Here is a 21,478-nt window from a genome sequence, read left to right as displayed (position 1 = left end):
TCAATAACGCGCATTATTAATAATGCGCGTTTTCATTTAAAACTTATGCATGCTGCTCTTGATGCCAATGGTTAAAGCGTTGCATTCCCATTACTGCAAGTAAAATGCTAGACATACCGCCCATTAATAGTGCGATGGCAAACGGTGCTGAAATATCCGTTAATTGAATTAACGCAGTCAAGATTGATGCGCCGCTCATTTGAATACAACCTAACATCGCTGTTGCCGTACCTGCCCGCTCACCAAAACCTGACAAGGCCATACTCGTAGCAGGGCCTAACAAAATTGCAAAGCCTACGCAGAGCAACATCATTGGTAGCATAAACGCAAATCCCGCAGCTAATCCTGTTTGTGGCCCAACTAATTGCATCACCACTTCAAGGGCTGCCGCTGCAATCATAAGGTTAAGTGCCACTAGTACGCCAGCGCGATTGCCAATACGTCTAACTAACACAGGTGCTGCAAAGCATGCTGCAATATTAACAGCCGCGTTTAATCCAAATAAGGCGCTAAAGGTTAGTTCAGACATCCCCAAACGACCAATAAGCCATACCGGAGAATAGGATACATAACAAAGAATTGAAGCCATGGCTACCATGCATGTTGAGGCATAAAACATAAAATGGCCATCGCTCAGTACCGGCTTATATCGTCCCCAACGGTAAAGTTTGCCAGAGATATCGGTATTCAATGGACGTGTTTCAGGGAACTTAAAGCCAACTAAAAACAACACCACGATGGCGTATAGCGCCATAAAGATAAAGGTAGATCGCCAACCAAATTGCAATGCGAGTAAGCCACCAAGTGTAGGTGCAAGGGCAGGTACCACGCAAATCGCCCCATTAAGATAGCTATACATAGATACACTTTGCTTGCTGTTATAACAATCGCGAACCGCGCTGAATACCACAATCGAAGTAGAACACGCCGCTAATCCTTGAAAGACTCTGGCAAACTGTAGCCATTCAAACTCAACAGCATAAGCACCTAGTAAACTGCTAATGCCATACAGCACAATACCAAACAAGGCGATGGGTCTGCGCCCAAAACGATCCGCTAGTGGACCAATCAGAATTTGCCCTAATCCCATAGCAAATAAGAATAAAACTAAGGTGGATTGCACCTGGCTGTCTGATACGCCGTACTCTAACGCCATGGTCGGCATGGAAGGTAAATAAATATCAATGGCCAGTGGGCTTAACAACACCATTAACATTAATAGTGGCAATAAATTACGTTGCATCAGACTTCTCACTCATGTTTAAGCTATGGATACCGATTTGGGTATGGTGAAATTTTATCGCATTAGAGGTATGACAAGAAATGATATAAACTCCACAATGAATTTCCCCAAAGGAATATCTGTAATGAATTTAGACAACCTTGCAAGAATCGATTTAAATCTGTTAGTGACACTGCAAGTTTTACTTGAAGAACAAAGCGTGACGCGTGCTGCCAATCGTTTACACCTAAGTCAGTCCGCTTTAAGCAAAAGTTTAAACCGTCTTCGTGACACTTTAGACGACCCACTGTTTCAACGCACGGCTCACGGATTAAAGCCTACAGCGCATGCATTAGCATTAGGAAAGGTGTTACCACAAGCATTACAAAATCTGTATCAACTTACCCAGCCCCCGAGTTTTGAGCCCGCCACTAGCCAACGTCATTTTGCCTTAGCCATGGTAGAAAGTGCCTATGAAACCCTGATCCCGTATTTTATTGGGCCACTGCTGCAACAAGCGCCTAAATTAAAGTTAGACTCTTATGGCTGGAATGAAAAGTCGATTTACGATTTACAACATGGACAAATTGATTTTGGTATCGCGGGCCGCGATGTACACCCGCAGTCACAATTTAAAGCAGATGATCTTGCTGATGGCCTTGAATACCAAACCTTATTCAACGATAAACAAGTTTGCCTAGTACGCCAAAACCACCCGATTTTACACGCCATCAGCCGTGGTGATTGGAATAAAGAAGCCTATTTAGCCCTAAGTCATGTTCAAGTGCGCTGTGAAGGTAACGATTGGTGGGCATTAGATTATCACTTGGCAACCACCAACCATCATCGCCAAATATCGACGACTGTGCCTGACTTTTACGGCGCGGCAAGTATCTGTGCCCACACAGATCTGATTTTTACTTTGCCATCCAGCTTTGCTCATCATGCACAAAATCTCTATTCGTTAGTGCAAATTCCGCTGCCATTTGAGTTTATGCCTATGGCTTACGTGTTACTTTGGCATGAGCGTAATAATCAAGAACCTGGACATAAATGGGTCAGAGAAATGATTTCTAATAGTATTCCTAAAGCCTTAATGCGCTCAGCACATTAACCACATTTAACGTGACATATTATGTCTTATTGCTGCACACTTGCTGTAAATCATAGAGAAACTGTTTAGGCTAATCGCATTTAGGAGCCATTATGAGATTCAACTCGTCATTTAATTCAGCGCATTTAAAACATAGATTCGCAACCATGAATCCTATTATTGTACTGCTCGCACTTATCAGTATCGTTGTGCTAGCGTTGATATTGCTGCCTTTTTTGCTCTTGTTAGGCTTACTCAGTTTCATTACTTTTCAGGTGTTAGGTCGTACATTTTTATCCCCGAAAATGAAACAAGCCTACGCATCATCGCAACGTAATCAGGGTGACATATACCGAGGCTATGCCGATGTTCAACGTGAAAAACCCGCACCTTATGCCAACATGTTTAAACAACCTAAAAACGCTCATCCACAAGGGCGTACCTTTGAACATAATGCCGATGAGCAAGTGAACTAAAACATTATATTGTTTAATCAAAATTGCCGTTAGTAAGACTGACTCGGCGTTCTTTTTCGCCCAAATGTGGCCAGTAGAAGATAATTCACAACCCGTTTTGCAGATGACCCAACATGGGTCATCGACATCCGTCTTAAATCGCGGGTGATTTAGTTAAAAATCATAATAAAACCATCAACATCTGCATGACTTCGCATCACACTTTACGCACGGTATATTACTTCACCATTTTAAATTGTTTTTTATAGTAAAAACCCTGCACAAAATCGATGCCAAGTTTATGTGCCAACGCTAAGTCATCCTCAGTTTCAACACCTTCTAAAATAACTTGTTTATCTGCATTGTGGGCATAATTGATAATCGATTTAACCAATAACATAAAATTTTCATTGGCCCGATTTTGTAATACGTATTTATCAAGTTTGATGTATTTAACTAACTGGATAACGGATGTCGATATCATAGATTGCGGATTACACACATCATCAATAGCGGTAAGTATTTTGTTTTTAGATAAGTTTTTAATCATCGCCAAACTCATTATCGCATCATTAATTTCTGAATTCTCAATCAACTCGACAATAATCTCGGCTTTATGACACTCTTTAAATAGCTTCAAAAAAGGATTGTTTTCATCAATCACCCCACTCGAAAAGTACGAGTCTTGATCTAAGTTCACAAAAAGATTTGAGCCGTTAACGGCATAAGATAATTGTAGTCTTTTTTGTTGGTATTCCACTTGGAACAAACTTAATGGGCTGCTGTGTAAAGAGGCATAAACCAAATCTGGTCTAATGGTCGTGTTATCGGCATTGTAAAAACGCGCTAGTGCCTCATAAGCAAAAATGTCATTGTTTCTGCAATCAATAATTGGCTGATACTCAACACCAAATCGTTTTCGCTCAATTAAATCAATTAAACATTTAGGGTTTAAACTGTCTTCATGCATCATATTTAACCTAAAGTAACTTACGTTACTCTTTCCGGCATCTATTAAGAGTGCGCGAATTCTAAATAAGAATCATTATCATGTAAAGGCGTGTAAATCATCAAAATAGCTTACATGAATATAATGCATACACTCACGTATCAATGGCTTTAAAAATAGACAATCTAAGGCTAAAAATAGCGGCAAATATAAATGAACGGGCTTGAACCGATACACGGTTTATTCAAGAAATTGTCTAGCCTGTTGTAAACTGACCAACTCTTCTTTGCTGGGATTCAACGCAATAACACTGTCAATCTGCATCAATAGTGATTGCCACAATGGCTCAATCACTTGTTGCTGAATATCATTGCCAAAATGTTTGGCTTGCTGCAATAAGTATGCGGATTGCACCACGTCGATTCGGCTAAGCATTCCGTCAGCTAAAGCCACACTCAACTCAATCATCGCGGTAACGTTATGACCATACTTAATCACATCATGTAAATAACGTTCTGCCAGTTCAAGCTCGATGCTCTGAGCATCATCATTGTGAAGAATTTCGGTAGCACAATGCAACATGGCATCAAGCTGTCCCTGACTTGCGGCTTCTTGCATCCATAAACGGCTTTGTTCAGAGTCGGCATTTGCGCCTTCTGCCAATAATAATGCCAAATGGTATTGAGATTGTGGATAACCCGATTCCGCCGCTTTGCTCATCCAGGCTAACGCTTGCTGATGGTCATTTTCTTGATAAAACAGCACACCAAGATTAGACATTGCCTCGATATTTTCTGCTTCAGCTGCCTGCTGAAGTAATACTTTGGCTTGTTCAACATCAACAGCAAACACAGTGCTACCCACCAAATAAAAATAACCCAATAACGCTTGCGCCTCTGTTATACCCGCTTTGGCCGCTTGCGCTATGAGCAACTCACCCTGCTTTACTTGGCCACTTTCGGCATAGCCATGCAACAAACTAACGCCATGCTCATACAAGGCCACATCTTCAAAGGGTGCAGCTTGAGCAAACCAGTAAGCAGCCTGAGCAAATAAGCGCTGTACTTCATCCTGAGTCGTTGCAAGCGCAGAGGCGGTTTTAGCATCTAATGCCGTGGCACTGGCTTGCTCTTGTGCCATAAGCGCTTGTGCCTTTAATGACATGGCCACTAAATACTGCGCATGGTGATCATTTTGCATCATCGCCCGATAGCATAGATCTCTGCCCGCGAGCGAATCGAATGCGACAAATTGGTAAGCGAGTACTTGAGCGGAATGTAGTACTGGATAAAGCTGTGCGACTAAGTTAAGAATTTGCTTAATCGACTTCTCTGCCAAAGCCACTAGCTGAGTTTGAGTTAGATGATATTTTTCAGGGTGCGCACCACGATTACCGTCGCTACGCAACTTATGCATAGCTCGAATAGCTGTTACGTCTAGCAAACGCCGTTGATTTAATTGCTCAATCCGGTCGTATAGGTTTGGGCTACTGAACTCTAGATGGTGTTGTTCGGCAATGAGTATTGCCAGTTTGTGGGTAAAACTTCGCACAAATACCAACGCCTGAGTTGGTATGTCACGGACATAGCTCTTGGCGCTGGCATAATCCTCACCCAGCTTGGTGGAGAATTGGTTAACTAACTCAATATCAGTTATCAATACTCACCCCTGTAAACTGAATCACCTCAACGAGGGATAATAAACCCATATCAAACACTCCTTTTCGCCGCTAACTCTCCTGAATTCATAGCAATAGACTGCTATCGCAAATGAACTCGCCTTGTTATCAGTGTGGCGTGCAAGATTGATTGTACCCACATGAATGCTTGCTGCATCAATCTGGTTTATTCGCTAACCCAAGTTGAGGGGGTAAATTACACCTCTGTGTGAGTGTCATCGCTTTGCGGGGTATCCGTTTTACGGTTAACCATATATAAGCGAAATAATGCAACGTTAATAAATAAGCCTAAAAATGCAAATAAGGTATCTGTGATTAACTGCAGCGGGAACCCTACTTGCGCTGCTATTTGTGACAAGGTGCCACCCACTAAAGATAATGGAATATATAGCATTAAAATCGCAATGGTTTTAGTTGTAATTGGCCCAGTAAATACAAAGCTGGCTTTGATGGCTTCTAAAGGCGTGAGCTGCTCAACAATCACCATAAAATTCACATAAGCCAAGCGGGCAAATAGGTAAAAACTGATCACTAGCCCCACTAACCACATTGGCCCAAAAACAGCAAATAGCATCACTGGGGTTAAAATCGCTAAGCCCGAAAACACGCCTGCTAATAATAATGGCGGCACAAACTGGATACTTTGCTTAAACACCATTGCGGTGGTGACATCATGACCCCGAGAGCGGACTTCAAGATACACAGTAAGCGCAGCGATTAACGTAGAAAATAGTAATAATAGCGCCATCATTGCAGCGGCATGGATCCCGCCGAATTGCGGATTCTCAACATCAGCTTGGATCATTTCATTTCCCAGCCAAAGCTGGATCATCACCTGCACCAACAACAACGGCAAGGTCATCGCCGCGAGCTGGCTAATATGATTACGAAAAAAATAATAAGCTTCAGTCAAAGTAGCTGAAAGTGACATAAATGAGATTCCAAAAATCAACTTAGGATGTATATGGGGCTAAGGATACCCAAAAATGACTGATTTTGCACAATACAAAATCTGCATATGTCGTAAATCACCAAAAAACGTTAAGATGACGGCAATTAAAGCACAATATTTACCAAAGGATGGATTATATGAAGCGTTTTATTATTGCTAACTCAGTATTATCGGCCGTTTTATTGACAACGCCAGCTAGTGCAGGCTGGTTAGACAATGTGACTAAGAGTGAAGTGGCACCAGTTGCAACCCAAGCTAAAGTAGCAACAGGTTTAGCTGACAATGCATTAGTTGGCAATGTTATGTCTCAGTTAGGGTTAAATGAGCAACAAGCCGCAGGTGGATTAGGGTCTTTACTTGGCTTAGCCCAATCCAACTTAGGTGATAGCGACTTTAGCGCCTTAAGTAAAAGCATTCCAGGTATCGATTCGATATTAGGTGCTGCACCAGCACTAGGTAGCGATTCTGGTATGTCAGGGTTACTGTCTAAAGCTGGTGATTTAGGCTCGTCATTCCAAGGAGCTGCTATGGTATATGACTCTTTTGAAAAATTGGGTATTTCAAGAGAATATGTCGCCCCTATGGTCGATATTGCTAAGCAGTATTTACAACAGCAATCGGGTGACGGTTCAGTGGATTTATTGATGAAAGGTTTAGGCTCTTTATTGTAAATTACACTCCTGCCACAGGGTTAAAGTGGTCAACCTAAACATTAATTAATGCCGAGCACAGTGCTCGGCATTATTGTCTTTGCTAGGATAAGTGTTCAACGAGGAGTCATTATGATTGCAAAGCTCAAACAATTTATTCAGGCACGTACTCATGCAATAAGCCCTGAGGATAAAGCACACCAATTAAGTTTAGCGGCGGCAACCCTATTACTTGAAGTAGTGTATGCCGACGAAACCCTAAATGAATCTGAAGTTTCACTGTTACCAGACATGTTAAAAAACACGTTAGATATCAGTATCGAAGAAGCACAAGATCTGATTAAACAAGCCACTTTAATCAGAGGCAATGCCACCTCTTTATTTGAATTTACCGCTGAAATTAACCAACAATTTAGTCTCGAAGAAAAGCAGCAATTGCTACTTGCCATGTGGCGTTTAGCTTATGCTGACGGTGAGCTATCACGCTATGAAGATCAAATTATTCGTCGCTGTGCTGATTTACTTTACCTCAAGCACAGCGAGCTGATTCAAATGCGTAATATCGCGATGGAACAAAGATAAGCTCACATCACGCTGCCGGCATTTTACCCTGTAAATGAGTTGCCCCTCAAACACAGCAAGCACATTAAAATACGCCATTTTCACAGTCGCACCCAAAAGTACAGATTACTCAGGTGTCGCTATAGTGGCATGCTTACGCTGCAAGTGTGTTTTTTGCCACCACATAAAGGGGGCTATGATTGCCACTAACAATATCGCGTACAACATATTGTCAGCAAGCGCGACTCCTATCCCAACACAAAATACACAACTGGCAATGATTAACGGTAAATAGCGTTTACTTAACAACTTCACCGCCGACAACATGGCTAATAGGTAGATAATCACAAATACCCCGTTGCTCCAGGCAATCAGTTCTTCTAAATCATGCTGAGAATAAAAAGTGGCGACAATAACCAAGGCCATCGTCCCTAAGATGGTAAATAAGGCTCTAAATGGCACACCATGGCGATTCAACACCACAAAATATTTAGGTAAAATACCTTCTTTGCTAAAGCTCCACAGCAGCCTTGCTGCACTTCCGGCATAGACGTTTACGGTAGCCAGTCCACTAGCAATACCGAGTACACCAATAATGTTTGCACCATACCCGTGTAAAAAGCTTTCACTGAGTAAATAATCAAATGCGCTGATCATTGCTACGCCGCTTTTATCTGCTGGCACCATCAACAATAAAAATGTACAGGCTAAGTAAATCACCCCCACCAGCACAGTGCCCATCAAAATGGCTGGCAGCATGTCTTTATCGGGACGACGAAAATCGCTGGCAAGATGGGTCATGGCCTCAATACCTAAAAAACTCCAAAATCCGATACCCATAGCCAACATGACGGTGCTAACTTGCGGATGACTGGCCTGATTAAATGATTCAAGCTGCTCTGAATTCAAGCCACTTGCAGCAAACAATATTGCCACCACACTCACAATGGCTAAGGTTAAACCAAATTGCAATTTGGCAGACACCTGAATACCGCGAATGTTTAACCCCAATAAAACTAACACTACAAATAACTCAGCCACCAGTTGCCAGCCTCCTTTAAGTGGCACTAACGCATCCATAAATTGGAAGGTCATAAGAATAGCGGCTGGCGCGCCAATGGGGATAACTAACAAAAAGATTAGCCCTATGGTTCTGCCTGCGGTTCGGCCAAAGGCTTTTTCGACAAAATAAGCAGGCCCTGCTGCATGGGGAAACCGGCTGGCTAATAACCCAAATACCAGTGCCACCGGAATAATTGCCAAGGTAAGTATCAGCCACCCAAGTAATGCCCCTGAGTCCGCCACCGCGATGGTCATTTGCGGTAAAATAAATACTCCTGTACCCAACAAAGTGGTGGCCATTAACCCGGCTCCTTGCCAGCGTCCTATTGTTCCTGCTATTTGATTCATTTGTTATTCTACTAGGCTATTTTTAGGTTATTATAAATTCAAATCGAGTATCAATTTGTCGGCGATAAGCGCCTAAATGCGGTATTAAACCAACAATATGACGCCTAGAAGACAAAAGACCAACGAAATGACGGAGTGGTTATGGATAAATTTGATAAAGCCATTATAAATGAGTTGCGCCAAGATGCCCGCCAAAGTATTTCGACTATCGCAGATAGAGTCAGTTTGTCACGCAGTGCCGTTACTGAGCGAATAAAAAAGCTGGAAACCTCAGGAGTGATCCGTGGTTACCAAGTATTATTAAGCGAATCACAAAAACAAGGAGTCTCTGCCTATTTTGAAATACAACATAAATGCCCTCGCTGCGCCGATGTAGTGCATGTATTTCAGAGTATTCCTGAAGTGATCACCTGCCAAGGCATTACAGGTGACATGGATTTATTGGTTTACGTTCATGCCGACTCAATGAAGCGCTTACATGAAATTCGTGAATATATTGATGCACAAACCGACATCATCAAAATCAAAACCCATGTCGTCATGAGCGAATGGATTAATAACCTTAACTCGGATTAATTAACACAAAAAAGCCAGTCATCTTATTGTGACTGGCTTTTACTAACTATCGGGCCTGTTAATCTTGCAAACTTATTTTTACTTTATATCGTTATAAATCCTTACAAAACAGAGTCTTTGTAGTGCAGTTATTCTACATAATAAGTCGATAACGCTGTAAACATGGCCAACAAACGATACCTAAGGAGTTCGGCTAAAAACATTTTACTCTTTGTTGAATGCATCTTGGTGAATGAGGAGTGGCTCAGATAACTAAGCATCTACGCATTCGCCTCAATTTACACGTTTAACTCGAATAAAATCCAACCTGCAAAAATCAACAAGCTCTAGTTTACTAGGCTAATTGTTTGCCTATTTCTATGCCTTTACCGCGCAATTCTACTAGCTTATCGGTTAAACCCGACATATCCATTTTGATGATTCCGGCATTGTTAATCAATCCAGCTAGCCAGGCCGTAAATGGCTCTTCACCACGCTCATCATCCCAGTGAGTATAAATGTGGTGAGATAAATACATCAAAATCGCTAATTTTGATTGCGGTTCAGCGGTTTTAGGGTTGCGTTGATATTCAATCCCAGCCACCAAAGTTGGAGTAAACTTCCAGTTTTTGGCCAGTAACGCGCCCACTGAAGGTGAATCAAACCCTAATAGTTTCATTTCAAGATCTTGGGTATCGCCACCTTGCTCGGCCGCAGCACGAATTTGTGCCGCTAAACTGGGTTCAACGGTAGCAATGAGTAAATCGCCAATATTATGTAAAATACCGCAGGTGAAAGCTTCATCAGCAGGAACATTACAACGTTTTGCTAACTCTTGCGCATATAAAGATATTTCGAAAGTCGTTCCCCAAAAGTCAGCTAAATCAACACCTTCAACTTTCGGGATCGCGCCAACCACGGCCGATGCGATCACTAGGGTTCGTAGGGTTTGCATTCCTAATCGAATAACCGCCTCATCAATTGAGCCGACTTCACGGCTTCGTCCAAAATGAGCTGAGTTAGCTAAACGTAATACACGAGCACTGATCAAGGTGTCTTGAGCGACCTTCGATGAAATACTTTTGACCGAACTATTTTCATTATTAACCGCTTCGAGTAATTCACTGATAGCTTTAGGTAAACGAGGAAGCTCATCAACTCTTTTTAATAACGCCGCAGACTGCATATGTGTTCTCCTTGTGATCCACCCATATCCTCTTTTAATAAGGGATGAGTTCAGATTATGTTCCACTTATGTATAAATGGATTTACTGACTCACTTTTTCGGGTGAGTTAATAGTGTATCTTAAGCAGGTTAGAAAGATAGCAACGGCTCTCTAATGCGCTCAGGACTTAGTTCATTAATACCGTGATTTAGCCGCCCTAATGGCGAATATTCTTATATAAGGGTTTGACATTGTTTAGGTATCTCGCTTTATATAAATCATATATATAACATTAGCACAACAAAAATATAACCTACTGATTTTTACTAAGTGTTTTTGATGAAATATTTAAGGCATCATTTACAATTGAGTACGAAATCTTAGATATAGCGATTGTGAACGGTTACACTTAAACAGACTTTTTTTTGCAGGTAATTCTTAATATGCAACCTCAGCCCAGTGCCGATTTAAATCTTTTATGGGGGCAAATAATCCTCGAAGAACTTAGCCGTTTGGGGGTTAAACACGTCTGCATGGCACCGGGTTCGCGCTCAACGCCATTAACCTTAGCCGCAGCGTCGCAGCATACGATCCGCAGGCACATTCATTTTGATGAGCGCGGTTTAGGATTTATGGCACTGGGTTTAGCCAAATCCAGTAATACACCGGTAGCGATCATTACCACCTCTGGCACTGCGGTCGCTAATTTGTATCCTGCGATTGTTGAAGCATGGCTAACCCATGTTCCTCTTATTGTGCTATCTGGGGATCGCCCAAGTGAATTAATTGAGTGCGGTGCCAATCAGGCCATTATCCAACCTGCCATTTTTGCCAATTATGCCGCACAGGTGAATTTACCCACACCTGATCTAGCATTTCCAGCAAGCGCATTACTCACCACGTTAGATCAAGCGGTTAGCCAACATAGTCAGCCAATTCATATCAACTGCATGTACCGTGAACCGTTTTACCCCAGTGAGCTAAGCGCCTTAACTAGGCAAGCAAAAAATGCTTCTGTGGTCATACAGCAATATTTAAAACCACTCACCCAATGGTTAACTCATAACAAACCTTTTAGTCAGTATCAGCAAAGCATGGGCGCTTTACTGCCGAGTGAAGACTCCTTGAAGCGTTTCGCCCATGGCAAAGGCATCATTGTGGTGGGAACCTTGTCGCCTGCTGACAACCCAGAATTAATCGTAGAAATAGCCCAAAAGCTCGCATGGCCGATTGTGACAGATGCGCAATCACAGTTAAGACAACATTCAGGTGTCATTGGTAATGTTGACCAACTGCTGCTTAACCCAAAAGCCACTAAGCTTTTAGAACAAGCCGAACGCGTGTTGGTATTTGGTGGACGCTTTATTTCGAAACGGTTAATCAGCTATTTAGCAAATCAAGCTTGGCATAGCTATTGGCAAGTATTACCTCACTCAAGTCGATTAGATCCCAGCCATCAAAGTAAACAAATTTGGCAAACCAGTGTCAGCGCATTTTGCAAACTGAGCTGGCCACGCTCATCAAGTGCCAATTGGGGGCTTGAGTTAATCAATCACAACGAAACCTTAGCTGAATTATTTAGCCAGCAAATCGATCAAACTCAATTTGGTGAAGCACAGGTTATTCGCTGGATTGCGCAGCGACAAAGCGCTGAACAAGTATTATTTATCGGCAACAGCTTACCTATCCGCTTGTACGATATGTATGCTCCTATTGGCCCCGCGTTGCCGTATATATATACCAATCGTGGCGCATCGGGCATTGATGGACTGATTGCTACCAGCGCTGGTATTGCACTAGATAAACAACAAAAAATGACCATGATCATTGGCGATATTTCATGCTTACATGATTTAAATTCGTTGGCGCTGTTAAAGCAAATCACCTCAACCTATGTATTGGTTATTTTAAATAACGACGGTGGCAATATATTCAATCTATTACCTGTGCCAAGCGAGCAATTGCGCCAAGATTTTTACCGCTTATCTCACGGTTTTGAATTTGGTTATGGTGCGGCCATGTTCGGTTTAGCTTACCGTCAAGCCGATGATTTAGAATCTTTTATTGAAGCCTATACCGAAGCCTTTGAATTTGATTGTGCCAGTGTAATTGAAGTGAATGTCAGCTCCAATCAAGCAAGCGATCAAATTGCCCAAATTAGCCAATGGGTGAAGCAACACTGATGACATGGGTAAATCAATACGGTGATCCTCAATTACCGGCCATGGTGTTATTGCATGGTTTTATGGGAGCAAAAGAAGATTGGCAGCCAATGATGGCCACAATGAGCCAATATTTTCATTGCATCTGTATCGACTTACCCGGTCATGGCGATAACGCATTGGTTTTGCCTCATCCAGGTTTATTCAGCGCTGCTGAGCATATTATTCAAACGGTTAATAATTTAGGCTATAGCAGGTTTCACCTGGTGGGTTACTCATTAGGTGGTCGTATTGCGCTGCATATTGCCAGCATACAGCCACAAGCATTATTAAGTTTAACCTTAGAGTCTGCTCACCCGGGCTTACTTAGTGATGATGAAAAATATCAAAGGGCGATTAATGATAACAACTGGGCTGATAAGTTGCTCAGTCAGCCTTTTGAGCAATTTTTGCAACTATGGTATCAACAAACGGTTTTTAGCGATCTCAGTCATTCGCAACGGCAATTTTTAATCAGCAAACGCTTTAGTAATCATCCAAAAAACTTGCACGCATGCTATCGGGCCACTTCGTTAAGCTTGCAGCACGACTGTCGCAATGTGCTAAATAAACTATCGTGTCAAAGTGTGTTCATCACAGGTGAACAAGATAACAAATTTCAGCAGTTAGCCAAAGATTGGCAGCAAGCGCTTCACTCTGCCTCTTTGCTAAAGTTAGTCATCATTACAGGCGTTGGTCACAATATTCATTCAATGCAGCCATATATTTTCAGTAATACGTTACTATCAATACTTCGCGATGACCCCATACAATAAGAGTGCCCTATGCCTAACATCACATCGCTTGAACTTTACCAATATCAAATTGATTTAAATACGCCATTACCCGTTGCTAAGCAGCGGATTGATCATCGTGTTGGCTTTATTGTGAATGTGGTTTTAGATAACGGCCAACAGGCTTTTGCTGAAATATCACCCTTAGCAGGTATTGATATTGAAGGCTTGCCATTGCAAGGATTTAGCCATGAAACCATTGAACAGGTTATGGTTGAGCTCACTCAATTACAGAGCACATTAATTGGCGAGGAAGTGAATGAACTCAATTCCGCGGTCGCTAACAGTGCTTACCCGTCGGTTCAATTTGGTCTAAGTGTGTTGCTTGCCAAATGCCTACAACAATTTCCAGCTAGAGTAAAAACACAGGCTAATATCCCCCTGCTTTACCATGGCTTATCTGCCACAGCGATTGATAATAAATTGGCCGATTTAGCCAATATTCACAGTGTAAAAATCAAAGTAGCCCAAACAGATATGGACAGCGAAATCGCTTTTGTACATCAAGTGTTGGCGCGTAAACCAAGTTTAACCCTAAGACTAGATGCCAATCGTGGGTTTACCCTCAATCAAGCGGTCGACTTTTTAGCCTGCTTACCTAAAAAACAAATTGAGTACGTTGAAGAGCCCTGTCTCCAACCTAGCGATAACATTGAATTATATAAGCAAATTGGGATTAAATACGCCCTCGATGAATTTTTGCTCACCGCTGATTTAGACTTCGAAAAACTCTTACAAAACCAACCAGGTATCGGTGCATTCATTTTAAAACCTATGCTGCTTGGTTCATTAACTAAGATGCAAGAAATTGTCAGCCTTGCCGATCATCAAGGCGTGCGTTGTATTTTAAGCTCAAGTTTGGAATCAGATGTAGGCATTACTGATCTAGCGTTTATCAGCCAAGCACTCACCCCAGATAACCCTCCTGGGCTTGATACCTTAAGTGCATTTAGCCAGCGTTTGTTAGATGAAAATGGCCAGTTAACCCTTAATAAGCTCAAACTGATTAAAGACTAGGCAGCATTATGATGTTATCACCAGTGCAACAAACTGCACTGCAATCACCCAATAATACCGCGGTGTTACTTGAAGGTAAGTTGATAACTTACGCAAGCTGGGCGGCACAAATTTCTGCGCTGTCAGAAAACTTGCAACAACAAGGGGTTACGCCAGGTGTTATTATTGCGGCGGTGATCCCAACATCTGTTAGCGCCACGACAACCTCAAATCACAACTTAGCCCAGCAAACCTTTGCCATCATGACTCTTTACTGGGCATGCGTTGAAATTGGTGCCATATTTTTTCCCATCAATGGCCGCTTTTCCGATAGCCAAATTGAGCAACTTATTAAGCGTTTTCAAATCCATTTTATTTGGCAACCTAGTGAAATTGTGTCGCGAGAGTTCCGCCCTGGATTAATTGATTTAGCGCACAAGGTAACAGCTAATCGTCAACTCGACAAAAGTCAGCGGGTTTGTGCCGCGCAAAAAGTAAACCCGCACAAACCGGTTAATATCATTTTGACATCAGGCTCAAGCGGCACACCCAAAGCGGCCGTGCATGCCTTAATCAATCATATTGCCAGTGCTCAGGGCTCAAGCCGCTATATCCCACTGCAACATAACGACCGTTGGTTATTATCCTTACCCTTGTTTCATATTGGCGGGCTGGCCATAGTTAATCGTTGTGCGCTTGCCGCGGCAGCTATTGTGATCAAATCAAACCAGATGACATTAGCTCAACAACTTAAAGATGAAGCAATTACCCATGTGTCTATGGTGCCAACACAAGCGCTACAAATTCTACAGCAAGCGCCACAGGCATTAAGCGCTTTAAAAGCCTTATTACTTGGTGGTGGTGTGATTGAAGCTGGATTAATTGAGGCGCTGGCTCAAAAAAAGGTGAACACTTACACAAGCTATGGCATGACAGAAATGAGTTCGCAAATCACCACAGCAAAAGCCAACTTGCAGCATCATCTTGGTCGTCCTTTGCCTAATCGACAATTAAAGTTAGTTGATGATGTTATCTGGGTAAAAGGCGAATGTTTGTTTCAAGGCTATTTGAATATCAATGCTCAGCAACAATATCAGTTGGATTTACCCATAGATGATCAAGGTTGGTTTTGTACACAGGATCGCGGTCAATTCAATGAAAAAGGCCAACTCATATTACTCGGCCGTGTTGATAATATGTTTATTTGTGGCGGCGAGAATATCCAACCAGAAGAAATTGAATCCGTATTACTGAAACATCCTTTGGTCAGTAAAGCCTTAGTCTTTGGCCTTGCCGATAACATATTTGGATTATTGCCTGCGGCCATTATTGAATATAAACAGGCAGAGCTACCCGTAAATATTGAACATCAACTAACCCAATTGGTGATCCAACAACTGGCTAGTTTTAAGCGCCCACGACATTTTTATGCTTGGCCAAATATCACAATGGATGGCCTTAAAGTTAATCGAAAACGCGTTATTTCAGAAGTCATAAACACAAAAAATAGCCAATAAATTGATATGTGCAAACTACCCTACTCCTTAACCATTACCAGCGTGAGCCTGAATAATTAGGGTTCTACACCCCTCTATGAGAAGAGTGTGGAGTGTGAATATTATTGCAGTTTAAACTTCAACGTAATGCCATTTAACTGTCTGACTAAATGACTTAAATCGGCACTGGCCTCTGAAATTTGCTGTGCCCCTTCGGCATTTTGTCTGCCGACATCATTAATGGTCACTAAGCATTGATTTATTTCTTCGGCAGCATCGGCTTGCTGCACGGCTGCGGCAGCAATTTGCTGCGCATTTAAGGCGATTCGTTCAATTTCCGTAGTCGTTTCTTTAAATGAATTTTGAGTATGGCGAGCTTTATCTACCGTATCTAAAGCATGTTCTGCACTGTGTTGCATCACTGTGACCGCATGATTAGTTTTGGTTTGCAGGGTTTGGATCATCAACTCAATATCGGCAGTCGAGTTCTGGGTTTTCGACGCCAATTGTCGAACTTCATCGGCGACTACCGCAAAACCACGGCCTTGCTCTCCGGCTCTGGCGGCTTCAATAGCGGCATTTAACGCCAGTAAATTGGTTTGTTCGGCTATCGAACGAATCACCTCTAACACAGATCCAATACTTTGACTTTGATTAGCAATTTCTTGAACCACATTTGTGGCCCTAGAGACTTCATCACTTAAGGATGCAATAACGGTAATAGTTTGCTGGATACTGGTAGTGGCGGCCTCTGAAATGTCCGATACATGACTGGTTGAATCCGCTACGTTTCTAGCATTCATAGCCACATCGGCAATCGTAGTTGCCATTTCCTGCATGGCTACCGACACATTATGAATATTTGCTTGTTGCTCTTGTAAACTGATATTTGATTGATGGCTAGTTGAGCTAGTTTGCTCTGCTGTAGCGGATAATTGGGATGTGGCATCAACGATACTGCCGATAATTTGTTTTAAATAAGTCGACATAGTCCGCATGGCGCCATATACACCAATTAACTTAACGTTAGATTCAAAGTTAACTGTAAGATCACCACTAGCAATGCGCTCGGTGATCACTTGCATCGTCTTGGGCTCGCCGCCTAAAGGACGTAAAATTGATTGAGTGATCACATATGTAGTCATCAAAATACCAATCACAGCAACCACTGAAATAAGTAAAATAATCCAACGTAAATGATGTACCGCGGCCATAGCTTCCGCCTCATCGATTTCAACCAATAAAGCCCAGTACAAGTCATTTATTTTAATTTGAGCGTACGAGGACAGTACCGGATTGCCATTGTAATCAGTGATGATTTGCGTGTCTGATATACCTTTCAAAGCAGCATGGGCTGCCGCCGTGTCCACGCCATTATTTTTGACATTACCACTAAAACTGGCTTTCACTGAATGCCCTGTAGGATCAAGAAAGGAGTCTGAACGCATCCGTAAATCAGGCCCCACAAGATAACTTTCACCAGTATCCCCCATACCTGCACGTAACTGCATGATTTCGTTTATTGACTCAAGGGAAAGCTGTAACGCAATCACGGCTTTCACTTGATTATCTTCAATAATTGGCTGCGCGATAAAGGCGGCAGGTTCATGGTTACTGGGCGCGTAGGGAGCAAAATCGGTGAGTTGGTAACTCTGTTGACTCATAGTGTGCCGAAATAACTCACCCAAGTTAGAGTCTCTATAAGTGCCGTTATTTAAATTAGTTTGATAATCAGATTCTTTAGCAACCGTATATAAAATATTGCCCGTAGGACTAATAACAAATAAATCGTAATATTGATATGCCGATACAAAATGTTCGAAATAATCATGTTGCAATTCAGCGCTATCACTAAGATCCCTCTCATTATTAAAATTTAAACGCTTAGAAAGGGTATATTGCAGTAAATTTAAATCCCCTTGCCGTTCAGCAAAGTAAGACTCTATTTGTTCTTTTTTGATGTACTTAATTGAATCTAGCTGGTTAAAAGCTTGCTGGGTTAATGTTTGACTGCTGATAAATAGTACGCTGATGCTGATAATACATGCTGGGATCAAGCCGATTGACAAAAATGCCAACAAGAGTTTTTGTTTAAGTTTCATTTAATAACCTTTAAGTTCATCCGTGATGCTTGATTAAGGTAGAGAAATCCATTCAATATTAAACTGCGGTATTAATTGACACTTTTTATGTCATCACCATTTTATCTGTGATGACCTAGCCAACAATACTGCACACGCTGTTTAAAACAGCAGCGAAGTATAAGCGTAGATGTGAAAAGCATGACGCGCAAATATTAAAAGTGAATGAGTTAGTGCTAAATTAGCAAAATACTTACCAGAGAGGCGTACGGCATCTGAAATAGCTTTATATAGTTGTTTAATAGCTTAATTATCTATTGCCCACTGACAGCTCCCCGGTTTGCCAACGAAAACACTCGGAAAATAACTAACTGGTGAACCCGCTCAGCGCCAAGCAATATTAGTAGCACCTTATTAATTCAGGCTTAAAGCTTTGTTTGAAAAACCAAGCTAACGCACTAATGTCATATCCTTATTAGCACCCTTATCAAGATATTCACTGCCAAACTACTCACCTTTATTGCCATCTTTACACTTCTTTAATTGATGAACAAAATGATATTGATTATCATTCTCGAAATGACATTAATGTATACCAATATTGCCTTTTTGTTGAGCAATATCATGCGTTGAGCAACCAGCGCACTTTAACACTTTGAGAAAGTAAAACATGAAAGTAGTACCGGCTTTAAAATGGTTTCATAACTGGGTAGGTTTTTTTATCAGCATTACCATGCTTATTGTGCTGACAACTGGGGTCTATCTGGGTGGCATGGACATACTTAAACGTATTGAGGATCACGGACAAACCTTTGTCGCACTCAATACAGCTGAAAAAGCACACATATTGCACAGCATATTTGAACGCTACCCACAAATGAGCTCAGTGCGTTTTCCAACTGAATACAGCCCATATATTGAAGCGGCCACACGTGGTAAATCTATCGTATTAGACACTCAACTGAATGAGCTAGCGATACATGCTAACCATAATATCGCACTCTACAGCACGATGTTTTGGTTGCACCGCAATTTTTTATTGGACGATGTGGGTAAATATACCAACGCATGGGCCTCTTTGGCTGGCGGCTTAATTACATTAGTCGGCATATACTTATGGTGGCGAGTACGTAAAGCTTTTAGATTAAAGCACAGTATTCCAACTGATACGCGCTCAAGCAGTTTGCTAAAAAGCCATATTCAATTAGGTTTATTTATCTCTGTACCATTATTTATCTTATGTATTAGTGGCTTTTTGATTACCTATAAAGGACTTTGGACCGACTATTTACAACACCAAACAGAAGAAACCGTAAACTACTCAAGCGCTAGGCCAAATGACTGGCTCAGCCAACTCGAAACTGCACAAAATTTATGGCCACAGGCCATACTGGTGTCGGTTAATAAGCCTAGGATCTCGACAGACGAAAACATCCAACCCACAGATTTGATCTATAGCATTCGCTTTGATAGCCACAGCGATGTGTGGCTAAGACAGGCAGACAATATCACCATTAACTACAACACAGGTGAAATACAATCAGCGTTAAAGCACAGTGACCGTGCATTATCAGGAAGAATAGCCAGTTTTGTTAGGCCCCTCCATGATGCACTAAATATGCCCCTAAGCTATGTGGTATTAATTACCTCAATCTCAATTGTGGCGATATTTATTTTATTATTCAGTACGGTTACTTTTTATAGAAGAACCTTTAAATCGAAAACGGCTACTCGCTAGTACTCAGTGGTACAGCCATAAAACAGCGGTCAAGTGGCCGCTATTTTTACTGAAAATGATTTAATTTTTAATGACAGCTTGTGCTGTGCCAGCAACAGAGTCATAAACAATTTTTATTTCAGCCTGATTTCGATTGCCACTGTCGCCTAAGGTTCGCAACACATAACTGCATTGAGTTTGACCATCAGGGTTCACGTCAGCTTGATGGCGATATGATTCATAATCACTGTCATTATTGCTATTGGCAATCGCCACCGAAGGTGGATTGACTAACAACCCGTTCCATAAATCAACACATCCCTGTTGGCCTTGACCAATATTTTTAGGTTGGCCCATAGGATTGCCTTTATCAATCCCTAGCGGATAACCAAAGGAGTTGATATCGAGATCGTTATTACCAAAACCCGGTAAATCATTCATCGCTCGCTTATTGCCAAGTATCTGCCAACGAGTATGGACAAAGGTTAAACTCTGTTGATAAGCCGCAGCGGTTGCTTTAACGTCACTAATGGCAGCATCACGCTTAATGTCGAGGTATTTTTGTGATGCGATTACAGCCAAAATAGCTAACACTATCACCACCACAACTAGCTCTATTAGTGTAAATCCGTCCTGTTTTTTACTTATACTAAACAATGCTATTTCCCTTATTTAGGCTCAATATTGATACTGTAACATCAACCTTGTGTAAACGAAAAACGCGCCCTAAAGGCGCGTTTTCATTAAGCAAACTGGCACAATTATGCGTAAGAATGCTCGCCATGTTGGTGATCGGTAACGTCACGTACACCAGTTAACTCACCAGGGAACATATCAAGTAGTTGCTTCTCGATACCATCCTTTAAAGTGATATCAACTTGTGAGCAACCATTACAACCACCACCAAATTGCAGTACGGCAACACCTTCAGCCGAAATTTCAACCAACATAATGTTGCCACCATGGCTGGCAAGCTGCGGGTTAATTTCAGATTGAATAACATATTCAATACGCTCGGTTAATGGCGCATCATCAGCAACTTTGCGCATTTTGGCATTTGGCGCTTTTAAGGTTAACTGCGAACCCATTTGATCAGAAACATAATCAATGCTGGCTTCTTGTAGAAAAGGCACACTTTTCTCATCAACCATTGCCTTGAAACCATTAAAAGGTAATTCCATGTCATCATCTTCTACCGCATCTGGTGGGCAATAAGATACGCCACACTCTGCTTGCGCGGTACCAGGGCTGATAACAAACACACGAATATGAGTGCCTTCGGCTTGATCAGCTAACAATTTAACGAAATGCGCCTGAGCTGCTTCGGAAATGGTAATCATAAAACCTGCTCCGTCAGGGTATACCTGAGTAAATTAGTAAGAATTAGCGCTATGATACTCTGTGTTGCATTTTGTTTGTAGCCCTCATAGTGGTTTGTTATCGAAAAAATGCGATAAATCACACCCTTTTAATGGCACTAATCGCCATTTGGCATTAAGGTT

Annotated in this window: 19 protein-coding genes; 10 read left to right on the top strand and 9 right to left on the bottom strand. The window is 41.8% G+C overall.

Annotation, left to right across the window (positions count from 1 at the left end; translation table 11 throughout):
* Window positions 1-43 precede the first annotated feature (43 nt).
* On the bottom strand, window positions 44-1,243 hold the full coding sequence (locus IEY03_RS11950; RefSeq protein ID WP_188841950.1) for a multidrug effflux MFS transporter: 1,200 nt from the start codon (window positions 1,241-1,243) through the stop codon (window positions 44-46).
* A gap of 124 nt (window positions 1,244-1,367) precedes the next feature.
* Between IEY03_RS11950 and IEY03_RS11945 the strand changes: the two genes are divergently transcribed.
* Window positions 1,368-2,336 carry a LysR substrate-binding domain-containing protein gene (locus IEY03_RS11945; protein WP_188841948.1) on the top strand — a complete coding sequence of 323 codons (969 nt, stop codon included), beginning with the start codon at window positions 1,368-1,370 and terminating at the stop codon, window positions 2,334-2,336.
* Window positions 2,337-2,428: 92 nt separating this feature from the next.
* On the top strand, window positions 2,429-2,791 hold the full coding sequence (locus IEY03_RS11940) for a hypothetical protein (protein WP_188841946.1): 363 nt from the start codon (window positions 2,429-2,431) through the stop codon (window positions 2,789-2,791).
* Between the two features lie 217 nt (window positions 2,792-3,008).
* Here the strand turns inward: IEY03_RS11940 and IEY03_RS11935 are convergent, their stop codons facing one another.
* The 3 genes from IEY03_RS11935 to IEY03_RS11925 all read right to left on the bottom strand — a co-directional run bounded on the left by IEY03_RS11935 (window position 3,009) and on the right by IEY03_RS11925 (window position 6,328).
* Entirely contained in the window at window positions 3,009-3,743 is a 735-nt protein-coding gene (locus IEY03_RS11935) for an EAL domain-containing protein (protein ID WP_188841944.1), read from the bottom strand.
* Window positions 3,744-3,959: 216 nt separating this feature from the next.
* The gene (locus IEY03_RS11930) at window positions 3,960-5,378 is read right to left on the bottom strand and encodes a tetratricopeptide repeat protein (protein WP_188841942.1); all 1,419 of its coding nucleotides are present in this window, start codon (window positions 5,376-5,378) and stop codon (window positions 3,960-3,962) included.
* Window positions 5,379-5,593: 215 nt separating this feature from the next.
* Window positions 5,594-6,328: a hypothetical protein gene (locus tag IEY03_RS11925; protein WP_188841940.1), complete on the bottom strand. Its 735-nt coding sequence runs from the start codon at window positions 6,326-6,328 to the stop codon at window positions 5,594-5,596.
* Window positions 6,329-6,486: 158 nt separating this feature from the next.
* Between IEY03_RS11925 and IEY03_RS11920 the strand changes: the two genes are divergently transcribed.
* Together IEY03_RS11920 and IEY03_RS11915 are read left to right on the top strand one after the other, a co-directional pair.
* Window positions 6,487-7,020, top strand: a complete 534-nt coding sequence (locus tag IEY03_RS11920) for a DUF2780 domain-containing protein (RefSeq protein ID WP_188841938.1) — start codon at window positions 6,487-6,489, stop codon at window positions 7,018-7,020.
* A gap of 111 nt (window positions 7,021-7,131) precedes the next feature.
* Window positions 7,132-7,581 carry a tellurite resistance TerB family protein gene (locus IEY03_RS11915; protein ID WP_188841936.1) on the top strand — a complete coding sequence of 150 codons (450 nt, stop codon included), beginning with the start codon at window positions 7,132-7,134 and terminating at the stop codon, window positions 7,579-7,581.
* Window positions 7,582-7,686: 105 nt separating this feature from the next.
* On the opposite strand, the gene yjeH is transcribed toward IEY03_RS11915, so the two are convergent.
* The gene (yjeH, locus tag IEY03_RS11910) at window positions 7,687-8,970 is read right to left on the bottom strand and encodes an L-methionine/branched-chain amino acid transporter (protein WP_188841934.1); all 1,284 of its coding nucleotides are present in this window, start codon (window positions 8,968-8,970) and stop codon (window positions 7,687-7,689) included.
* Between the two features lie 141 nt (window positions 8,971-9,111).
* Between yjeH and IEY03_RS11905 the strand changes: the two genes are divergently transcribed.
* The gene (locus IEY03_RS11905; RefSeq protein ID WP_188841932.1) at window positions 9,112-9,546 is read left to right on the top strand and encodes an Lrp/AsnC family transcriptional regulator; all 435 of its coding nucleotides are present in this window, start codon (window positions 9,112-9,114) and stop codon (window positions 9,544-9,546) included.
* 334 nt (window positions 9,547-9,880) lie between these two features.
* Here the strand turns inward: IEY03_RS11905 and IEY03_RS11900 are convergent, their stop codons facing one another.
* Window positions 9,881-10,711, bottom strand: coding sequence for an HDOD domain-containing protein (locus IEY03_RS11900; RefSeq protein ID WP_188841930.1), 831 nt, complete (start codon window positions 10,709-10,711; stop codon window positions 9,881-9,883).
* 423 nt (window positions 10,712-11,134) lie between these two features.
* Here IEY03_RS11900 and menD point away from each other — a divergent pair, with 423 nt between their 5' ends.
* Genes menD through menE form a run of 4 tightly spaced genes read left to right on the top strand, consistent with a single transcriptional unit; the run spans window position 11,135 to window position 16,199 of the window.
* Complete coding sequence (gene menD / locus IEY03_RS11895; RefSeq protein WP_188841928.1) at window positions 11,135-12,874, top strand: 2-succinyl-5-enolpyruvyl-6-hydroxy-3-cyclohexene-1-carboxylic-acid synthase; 1,740 nt, start codon at window positions 11,135-11,137, stop codon at window positions 12,872-12,874.
* On the top strand, window positions 12,874-13,668 hold the full coding sequence (menH, locus tag IEY03_RS11890; RefSeq protein WP_188841926.1) for a 2-succinyl-6-hydroxy-2,4-cyclohexadiene-1-carboxylate synthase: 795 nt from the start codon (window positions 12,874-12,876) through the stop codon (window positions 13,666-13,668). Before menD ends, menH begins: the two co-directional genes overlap by 1 nt.
* Before the next feature lie 9 nt (window positions 13,669-13,677).
* Window positions 13,678-14,703 (top strand): o-succinylbenzoate synthase, encoded by a 1,026-nt coding sequence (menC, locus tag IEY03_RS11885; protein ID WP_188841924.1) that lies wholly within the window; start codon window positions 13,678-13,680, stop codon window positions 14,701-14,703.
* An 8-nt stretch (window positions 14,704-14,711) separates the two neighbouring features.
* A complete protein-coding gene (menE, locus tag IEY03_RS11880; RefSeq protein ID WP_188841922.1) occupies window positions 14,712-16,199 on the top strand; it encodes an o-succinylbenzoate--CoA ligase in 1,488 nt (495 codons plus the stop codon).
* Between the two features lie 101 nt (window positions 16,200-16,300).
* On the opposite strand, the gene IEY03_RS11875 is transcribed toward menE, so the two are convergent.
* Window positions 16,301-18,280, bottom strand: coding sequence for a methyl-accepting chemotaxis protein (locus tag IEY03_RS11875; protein ID WP_188841920.1), 1,980 nt, complete (start codon window positions 18,278-18,280; stop codon window positions 16,301-16,303).
* 649 nt (window positions 18,281-18,929) lie between these two features.
* On the opposite strand from IEY03_RS11875, the gene IEY03_RS11870 reads away from it, so the two are divergent.
* Window positions 18,930-19,997, top strand: a complete 1,068-nt coding sequence (locus tag IEY03_RS11870) for a PepSY-associated TM helix domain-containing protein (protein ID WP_188841918.1) — start codon at window positions 18,930-18,932, stop codon at window positions 19,995-19,997.
* Between the two features lie 60 nt (window positions 19,998-20,057).
* On the opposite strand, the gene IEY03_RS11865 is transcribed toward IEY03_RS11870, so the two are convergent.
* Complete coding sequence (locus IEY03_RS11865; RefSeq protein ID WP_188841916.1) at window positions 20,058-20,633, bottom strand: prepilin-type N-terminal cleavage/methylation domain-containing protein; 576 nt, start codon at window positions 20,631-20,633, stop codon at window positions 20,058-20,060.
* Between the two features lie 104 nt (window positions 20,634-20,737).
* Window positions 20,738-21,316 (bottom strand): Fe-S biogenesis protein NfuA, encoded by a 579-nt coding sequence (nfuA, locus tag IEY03_RS11860; RefSeq protein ID WP_188841914.1) that lies wholly within the window; start codon window positions 21,314-21,316, stop codon window positions 20,738-20,740.
* Between the last annotated feature and the right edge of the window lie 162 nt (window positions 21,317-21,478).

This window comes from Shewanella aestuarii (genome assembly GCF_014647215.1).
Lineage (GTDB): Bacteria > Pseudomonadota > Gammaproteobacteria > Enterobacterales > Shewanellaceae > Shewanella > Shewanella aestuarii.
The sequence above is the reverse complement of the archived record's forward strand: the minus strand, read 5'-3'. Positions and strand labels throughout refer to the sequence as shown.

Coding starts and splice junctions, on each gene's coding strand:
- IEY03_RS11950 (WP_188841950.1), bottom strand. CDS start 1,243: ATGCAACGTAATTTATTGCCACTATTAATGTTAATGGTGTTGTTAAGC.
- IEY03_RS11945 (WP_188841948.1), top strand. CDS start 1,368: ATGAATTTAGACAACCTTGCAAGAATCGATTTAAATCTGTTAGTGACA.
- IEY03_RS11940 (WP_188841946.1), top strand. CDS start 2,429: ATGAGATTCAACTCGTCATTTAATTCAGCGCATTTAAAACATAGATTC.
- IEY03_RS11935 (WP_188841944.1), bottom strand. CDS start 3,743: ATGATGCATGAAGACAGTTTAAACCCTAAATGTTTAATTGATTTAATT.
- IEY03_RS11925 (WP_188841940.1), bottom strand. CDS start 6,328: ATGTCACTTTCAGCTACTTTGACTGAAGCTTATTATTTTTTTCGTAAT.
- IEY03_RS11920 (WP_188841938.1), top strand. CDS start 6,487: ATGAAGCGTTTTATTATTGCTAACTCAGTATTATCGGCCGTTTTATTG.
- IEY03_RS11915 (WP_188841936.1), top strand. CDS start 7,132: ATGATTGCAAAGCTCAAACAATTTATTCAGGCACGTACTCATGCAATA.
- yjeH (WP_188841934.1), bottom strand. CDS start 8,970: ATGAATCAAATAGCAGGAACAATAGGACGCTGGCAAGGAGCCGGGTTA.
- IEY03_RS11905 (WP_188841932.1), top strand. CDS start 9,112: ATGGATAAATTTGATAAAGCCATTATAAATGAGTTGCGCCAAGATGCC.
- IEY03_RS11900 (WP_188841930.1), bottom strand. CDS start 10,711: ATGCAGTCTGCGGCGTTATTAAAAAGAGTTGATGAGCTTCCTCGTTTA.
- menD (WP_188841928.1), top strand. CDS start 11,135: ATGCAACCTCAGCCCAGTGCCGATTTAAATCTTTTATGGGGGCAAATA.
- menH (WP_188841926.1), top strand. CDS start 12,874: ATGACATGGGTAAATCAATACGGTGATCCTCAATTACCGGCCATGGTG.
- menC (WP_188841924.1), top strand. CDS start 13,678: ATGCCTAACATCACATCGCTTGAACTTTACCAATATCAAATTGATTTA.
- menE (WP_188841922.1), top strand. CDS start 14,712: ATGATGTTATCACCAGTGCAACAAACTGCACTGCAATCACCCAATAAT.
- IEY03_RS11875 (WP_188841920.1), bottom strand. CDS start 18,280: ATGAAACTTAAACAAAAACTCTTGTTGGCATTTTTGTCAATCGGCTTG.
- IEY03_RS11870 (WP_188841918.1), top strand. CDS start 18,930: ATGAAAGTAGTACCGGCTTTAAAATGGTTTCATAACTGGGTAGGTTTT.
- nfuA (WP_188841914.1), bottom strand. CDS start 21,316: ATGATTACCATTTCCGAAGCAGCTCAGGCGCATTTCGTTAAATTGTTA.